We start from the raw sequence: 5,765 nt of genomic DNA, 5'->3' as shown, positions 1-5,765 counted from the left end.
TACGCCTACCCGCACAAGACGGCCTACCGGCCGCTGCCCGAGCGCCCGGCGCTGAGCGAGCTGTGGGCCGGGGAGGCGCAGCACGCGCTCTCGCTCTACCTGCACGTCCCGTTCTGCGAGGTCCGTTGCGGCTTCTGCAACCTGTTCACCCGGATCGGCAGCCCGGAGGGCCTGACCACCGCCTACCTGGACGCCCTGGAGCGGCAGGCGGTCGCCGTCCGCGCCGCGCTGGACGAGGGCGCCCGGTTCGCGCTGGCCGCGTTCGGCGGCGGCACACCGACCTATCTGACGGCCGGCGAGCTGGAGCGGTTGTGCGACATAGCCGAGCGGCGGATGGGCGCCGACCTGTCGGCGGTGCCGCTCTCGGTGGAGGCCTCGCCCGCCACCGCGACCGCGGACCGGTTGGAGGTGCTGGCCGCCCGGGGCGCCACCCGGCTGAGCCTGGGCGTGCAGTCCTTCGACGACGTCGAGGCCCGCTCGGCGGTCCGCCCGCAGAAGCGGGCCGAGGTGGAGGCCGCCCTCGACCGGATCCGTGCCGCCGGGTTCCCTGTGCTCAACATCGACCTCATCTACGGCATCGACGGCCAGACCGAGGCGAGCTGGCTCCGTTCGCTGGACGCCGCGCTGTCCTGGCGGCCCGAGGAGCTGTACCTCTACCCGCTGTACGTCCGCCCGCTGACCGGCCTGGCCCGGCGCGGAGAGCAGGAGAGCCGCTCCGCCTGGGACGCCCGCCGCCTCGCGCTCTACCGCGCCGGGCGGGACCACCTGCTGGCGCACGGCTACGAGCAGGTGTCGATGCGGATGTTCCGCCGCGCCGCCTCCCCGCAGGCGGGGGCGAGCGAGTACGCCTGCCAGACGGACGGCATGGTCGGCCTGGGCTGCGGCGCCCGCTCCTACACCTCGCGGCTGCACTACTCCTTCGACTACGCGGTGAACGCCACCGAGGTGCGCGGCATCATCGACGACTACGTCGCCACCGAGGACTTCCACCACGCCGAGGTGGGCCACTGGATGGGCGGCGAGGAGCCGCGCCGGCGCCATCTCGTCCAGTCGCTGCTCCAGGCCGAGGGCATGCCGCTGGCGGACTACCGCGCCCGCTTCGGCGGTTCGCCGGCCGAGGACTTCCCGGTGGAGCTGGCCGGCTTCGCCGAGCGCGGCTGGCTGGCGGAGGACGGGGATCGCCTGCTGCTCACCCCGGAGGGGCTTGCGCACTCGGACGCGGTCGGGCCGATGCTGTTCTCGCCCGAGGTGCGGGCCCTGATGGCGGCGTACGAGGCGAAATGACCTTCCTCGGCATGCCCTCGGCCGCGCCCACCGCCGAGGAGACGGAGGCGCGGGACCTCACCCTGCTGTACCGCGGTCCACTCGCCTCCTGCGACTACGACTGCCCCTACTGCCCGTTCGCCAAGCGCCGCGACTCCCCCGGGCAACTGCGCGCCGACCGGGCCGCGTTGGAGCGCTTCACCGCCTGGGCGGCCGGACGCGCGGGCACCGGGGACACGCTGTCGCTGCTGTTCACCCCGTGGGGCGAGGGTCTGGTGCGCTCCTGGTACCGGCGGGCTCTGGTCGAGCTGAGCCGGCTGCCGCACGTGCGGCGGGTCGCGATCCAGACCAATCTGAGCTGCCGCACCGGCTGGCTCGCCGAGGCGGACCTGGACGCCCTCGCGCTGTGGGTCACCTACCACCCGGGGCAGGTCGGGTACGACCACTTCCTCGCCAAGTGCCGTGAGCTGGACGCGATCGGCGTGCGCTACAGCGTCGGCGTGGTGGGGCAGCCGGAGCACCTGGCCGAGGCCGAGCGGCTGCGCGCCGACCTCTCCCCCGGCGTCTACCTGTGGGTCAACGCCGCCGAGGGCCGCAGCTACACCGACGCCGAGGCCGCCCGGTGGACGGCCCTGGACCGGCACTTCGGCTTCAGCCGGTACGGGCACCCGAGCGCCGGGCGGCCCTGCCGCACCGGCGAGTCGGTGCTGTCGGTGGACGGCGACGGCACGGTGCGCCGCTGCCACTTCGTCCGGGACGTCCTCGGCAACCTCTACGACGGCAGCTACCGCGCGCAACTGGCGCCGCGGGCCTGCCCGTTGCCGGTGTGCGACTGCCACATCGGCTACGTCCACCTGGAGACCCTTCCGCTGTACGAACTGTTTGGCGCCGGTGTCCTGGAGCGGGTGCCCCAGAACTGGTGACCCGGAACTGGTGACCCGGGAACGCGGGTGCCCGGCCCGCTGTGGCAGCGCGGGCCGGGCACCTCAGGACCACCGACGGACGTCAGTCCTGGTTGTCGTTGTCCTCGTTCAGGTTGCGCGGGTCGATGGACCAGATGCCGCGCCCGAAGGTGGCGGCGTAGAGCCGGCCGTCCGGCCCGAGCTTCAGCTGCTGGACCGAGGTGGTGGGCAGGTTGCGGCCCAGGACGCGCCAGTCGGTGGTGCCGGGCGCGCGGTAGAAGGCGGCGAGGTCGGTTCCGAGGGCCAGCGCGCCGTTCGGGAGGATCTTGACCGAGGTGGCGGGGACGTCCGGCAGGTTGGCCGAGACGTCGGCCCAGGTGGCGCCGCCGTCGCGGGTCTCGAAGACGTGGCCGATGCCCGCGCCGGGGCCCTCGGTCCAGGTCCGCGAGAAGCCGTTGAACGCGACGAAGACGTGCTGGGCGTCCTTCTCGTCCACCGCGAAGGAGGAGATGTACCGGTTCGGCAGAGTGCCCTCGACGGGCAGGTTGAGCTGGTGCCAGCCGGTGCCGTCCGTCCTGCCGACGGCGATGCCGCGGCTGAAGCCCTGGTTGTTGCACGGACCGCACCAGCCCGCGTAGACCGTGCCGTTGACCGTGGCGACGGCCGTGGCGACGTGGCCGGCGCCCAGGTCGTAGGCGCTGGTCCACTCGCTGCCGCTGCGGATCGCGTAGCCCTTGTGCTGCACCCAGACGTGCTGGCCGCCGGCGACCCAGGTGTCGGCGTCCTTGGGGTCGCTGGTGATCGGCGCGATGAAGCGCGCGGCGTTGGTGTCCTTGTCGGGCGGGGCGACCTCGTAGGAGGTGGCCTTGCTCGGGTCCTTCGTCCAACTGCCGTCGTTGGTGGCGCAGTTCTGGGTGACCCACAGGTCGAGGTAGACGTACTCCTCGGCGATGTCGCAGCCGTTGGCCGGGTTGACCAGGGTGTCGCCGCCGTCGCCGCCGAAGTTGGAGCCCATCACCTTGTCGTGGGCGCGCAGGATCGACTCGCCGTTGTCCTGGAGCCCGCCGCTGACGATGACGCCCTTGCCGGAGCGGTCCGCCGGGTCCTTGCCGACGCCGACCGAGTAGTACTGCAGGGTGTCGATGGTGCCGTCGTTGAGCGGCGTCCAGTCCTTGCCGTGGCCCCAGGCGTCCAACTGCCCGGCGGACGGGCGCCGGTAGATGCCGCCGTCGTTGCCGACGTAGACGTTGGCCTTGCCCTGGTACGCGCCGAAGGCGACGGCGTGCTGGTCGGAGTGCGTGGTCTGCGAGCAGTCGCCGGTCTGCTTGGCCGGGTCGATGCTCCAGCACGGGAAGCCGTTGTTCCAGTACGGGCCGACGGTGGCCCACTTGGCGCCGCCGTCGGTGGTCTCGAAGACCTCCTCCAGGCCGGCGTACACGTGGTCCGGGTTGGCCGGGTCGACCTGGAGGGACTGGTTGTACCAGGCCTGGATGCCCGGCTGGTAGCCCGGGTCCTGGAGGGCCGAGCCGGAGCCCTTCAGCTTGTCCTTGTCCGCGATCAGCGTCCACGGCCCGGACGGCGAGCCGGACTTGGAGACGTAGACGCCCTTGAGGCCGGTGTCCGGGTTGTGCGCCATGACGTCCGGCGACTGGTCGATCGCGTAGTAGCGGGAGCCGTCCGCCGAGCGCGCGAAGGTCACGTTGCCGACGTTCGCCGCGTCCGTCGGCAGGTCACCCAGCGAGGAGACGCGCTGCCAACTGCCCTCCGCGGCCTTGCCGTAGAAGCCGTTGTAGCTGTCGCCGCCGCGCCAGCCGATCGCCAGGATCACCTTGGACGGGTCCTTGGGGTCGATCGCGATGTCGTTGGCGATGTTCTTGTACGGCGCGCTCGGGTCGGCCGCCTTCGAACCACCGGGCAGGTACTCGGGGTTGGGCGCGAACTCCAGCGTCCACGGGCCGGAGAGGTCCGTGGTCGAGTGGCTCCACACGCCCCGGCTGGTGGCGGCCCACGCCCGGCCACCGCCGAAGCGCAGCGCGTGGATGATGGTGGACTCCAGCTCGGGGCCGCCGACCCGGTCGGCGGGCTTGAACTGGCCGTGCTTCGGGTCGCCGAGCACGTACACCCCGGTGCCGACGTACGAGGTGGCGCCGGTGTTGGACTCGCCGGTGGCGTACCAGAGCCGCCCGCCCTCGTCGAGGTCCAGCGTGCCGGTGGACAGCGAGGGCAGCTTGTCGGCGATCGGCTCCCAGTGCCCGCCGCCGGTGCGGGAGCGGAACACCCCGCCGTTGGCCCCGCCGGCGTACACGTAGCCGTCGTTGTCCGCCGCGATGCCGGTGATCCGGCCGGTCACCAGACCGGCGCCGCCGCTGGAGTTGGAGTTGACGTCGCGGTAGCGCGGGTCGTCCGAGTTGTACGGCTTGTCGGTGACGTGCGTCCAGTTGCCGTCCGTGCGCGGCGTGGACCGCAGCTGCGCCCAGGCCGCCCCGTAGGCGCCCGGCGCGACCACGCCGGGGGCGGTGCGGGCCTCGGTGTACTGCGCGGTGCCCTCGGCGGAGTTCTCCGCCTCGTCGCCGCCGTCACCGGCCCCGGCGTCGGCCTTGGGGCTGAAGGCCGTGGAAGCGGTGGCGCCCCGGACCTTCTGGGCGTGCTGCTTCCCGACGTCCGCCTGGTGCCGCACCTGCCAGGTCTGCGCGGTCGGCGGCGCGGTCGGGGCGGCGAGCGCCTGGGTCGTGGTCAGTCCGATGGCGGTGAGCGTGACGGCGCTCAGCAGCAGCCGTCGTCGTTGCCTGGTGGGCACGGGTGCGGTCCTCCCCTGTGGCCGGCCGCGCGATCACGCGGCCCGGGCGAAACAGGGGGTAAGCCTGCACGGTCGGTCGGCCCCGGGGAAGGCCCGTACGGTAAGAGATGGTTAAGAGCCTTACCGTGTCGAACAGTTGGTATTCACGGAATGCGCCCGGCCGGGCCGCTCACCGCCGGTGCGGCAGCCTCCGCCGGAGCGCCCGCGCGGCGGCGACCGGGTCGAAGGCCCCCGGCCGGTCCCGGGTCAGCGGGTAGCAGGCGAGTCCGATCAGCGCCGCGCTGAAGTGGCCGATGCTGGTGAAGTCCCGGCTCAGATGGACGCCCACGCCGTAGACGCCCAGCACGCCCGCCAGGTACAGGTACCGCCAGGGCCGCACGATCAGGTAGGTGAGCACCCCGACCACCCCGGCGAGCGCGTAGCTGACGCCGTAGTCGAGCGTGTACACGGCCCGGGGCGCGGCGAGGCCCCGGTGGATCGCCCAGCCCAGTACGCCCTCGCTGAGGTAGGTCGCCCCGACGTGCGCCAGCACCACCACCGAGAACCAGCGCAGCGTGCCGAGCCAGCGCTCGACGGGCACGTGGAACAGGTTGTAGAGCACGAAGTAGCCCAGCCAGCCGCCGCCCGCGATCCACAGCGCGCTGCTCACCAGCGCCCGGACCGGCGAGACCTGGAGGTGGTGCAGATTGGTCGAGCGCCGTTCCAGGATGCGGTCGGCGGTGGCCGGGTCGACGTGCCGGATCACCACGGTGGTGACCAGCAGGATCGCCAGCCAGATGAAACTGCCCGGGGCGCTGCGGACG

At 72.7% G+C, this 5,765-nt stretch carries 4 protein-coding genes; 2 read left to right on the top strand and 2 right to left on the bottom strand.

All coding sequences use genetic code 11. The features are described from left to right. Nucleotides 1-1,284 (top strand): STM4012 family radical SAM protein (locus J0670_RS27980; RefSeq protein WP_207814476.1); only part of this gene is annotated, 1,284 nt, incomplete at its 5' end. Then, nucleotides 1,281-2,186 (top strand): STM4011 family radical SAM protein, encoded by a 906-nt coding sequence (locus J0670_RS27975; RefSeq protein ID WP_243437624.1) that lies wholly within the window; start codon nucleotides 1,281-1,283, stop codon nucleotides 2,184-2,186. The genes J0670_RS27980 and J0670_RS27975, both read left to right, overlap by 4 nt. Nucleotides 2,187-2,268: 82 nt before the next feature. Here the strand turns inward: J0670_RS27975 and J0670_RS27970 are convergent, their stop codons facing one another. Next, a complete protein-coding gene (locus tag J0670_RS27970; RefSeq protein ID WP_207814475.1) occupies nucleotides 2,269-4,962 on the bottom strand; it encodes a glycosyl hydrolase in 2,694 nt (897 codons plus the stop codon). Nucleotides 4,963-5,131: 169 nt separating this feature from the next. Next, a partial coding sequence (locus J0670_RS27965) for a rhomboid-like protein (protein ID WP_207814474.1) occupies nucleotides 5,132-5,765 on the bottom strand: 634 nt, incomplete at its 5' end.

The sequence above is a fragment of the Streptomyces sp. FH025 genome (assembly GCF_017427025.1).
Lineage (GTDB): Bacteria > Actinomycetota > Actinomycetes > Streptomycetales > Streptomycetaceae > Kitasatospora.
The sequence above is the reverse complement of the archived record's forward strand: the minus strand, read 5'-3'. Positions and strand labels throughout refer to the sequence as shown.

What these genes read in the sequence shown, in the direction of transcription:
- J0670_RS27975 (WP_243437624.1), top strand. Translation starts at nt 1,281, where the DNA reads ATGACCTTCCTCGGCATGCCCTCGGCCGCGCCCACCGCCGAGGAGACG.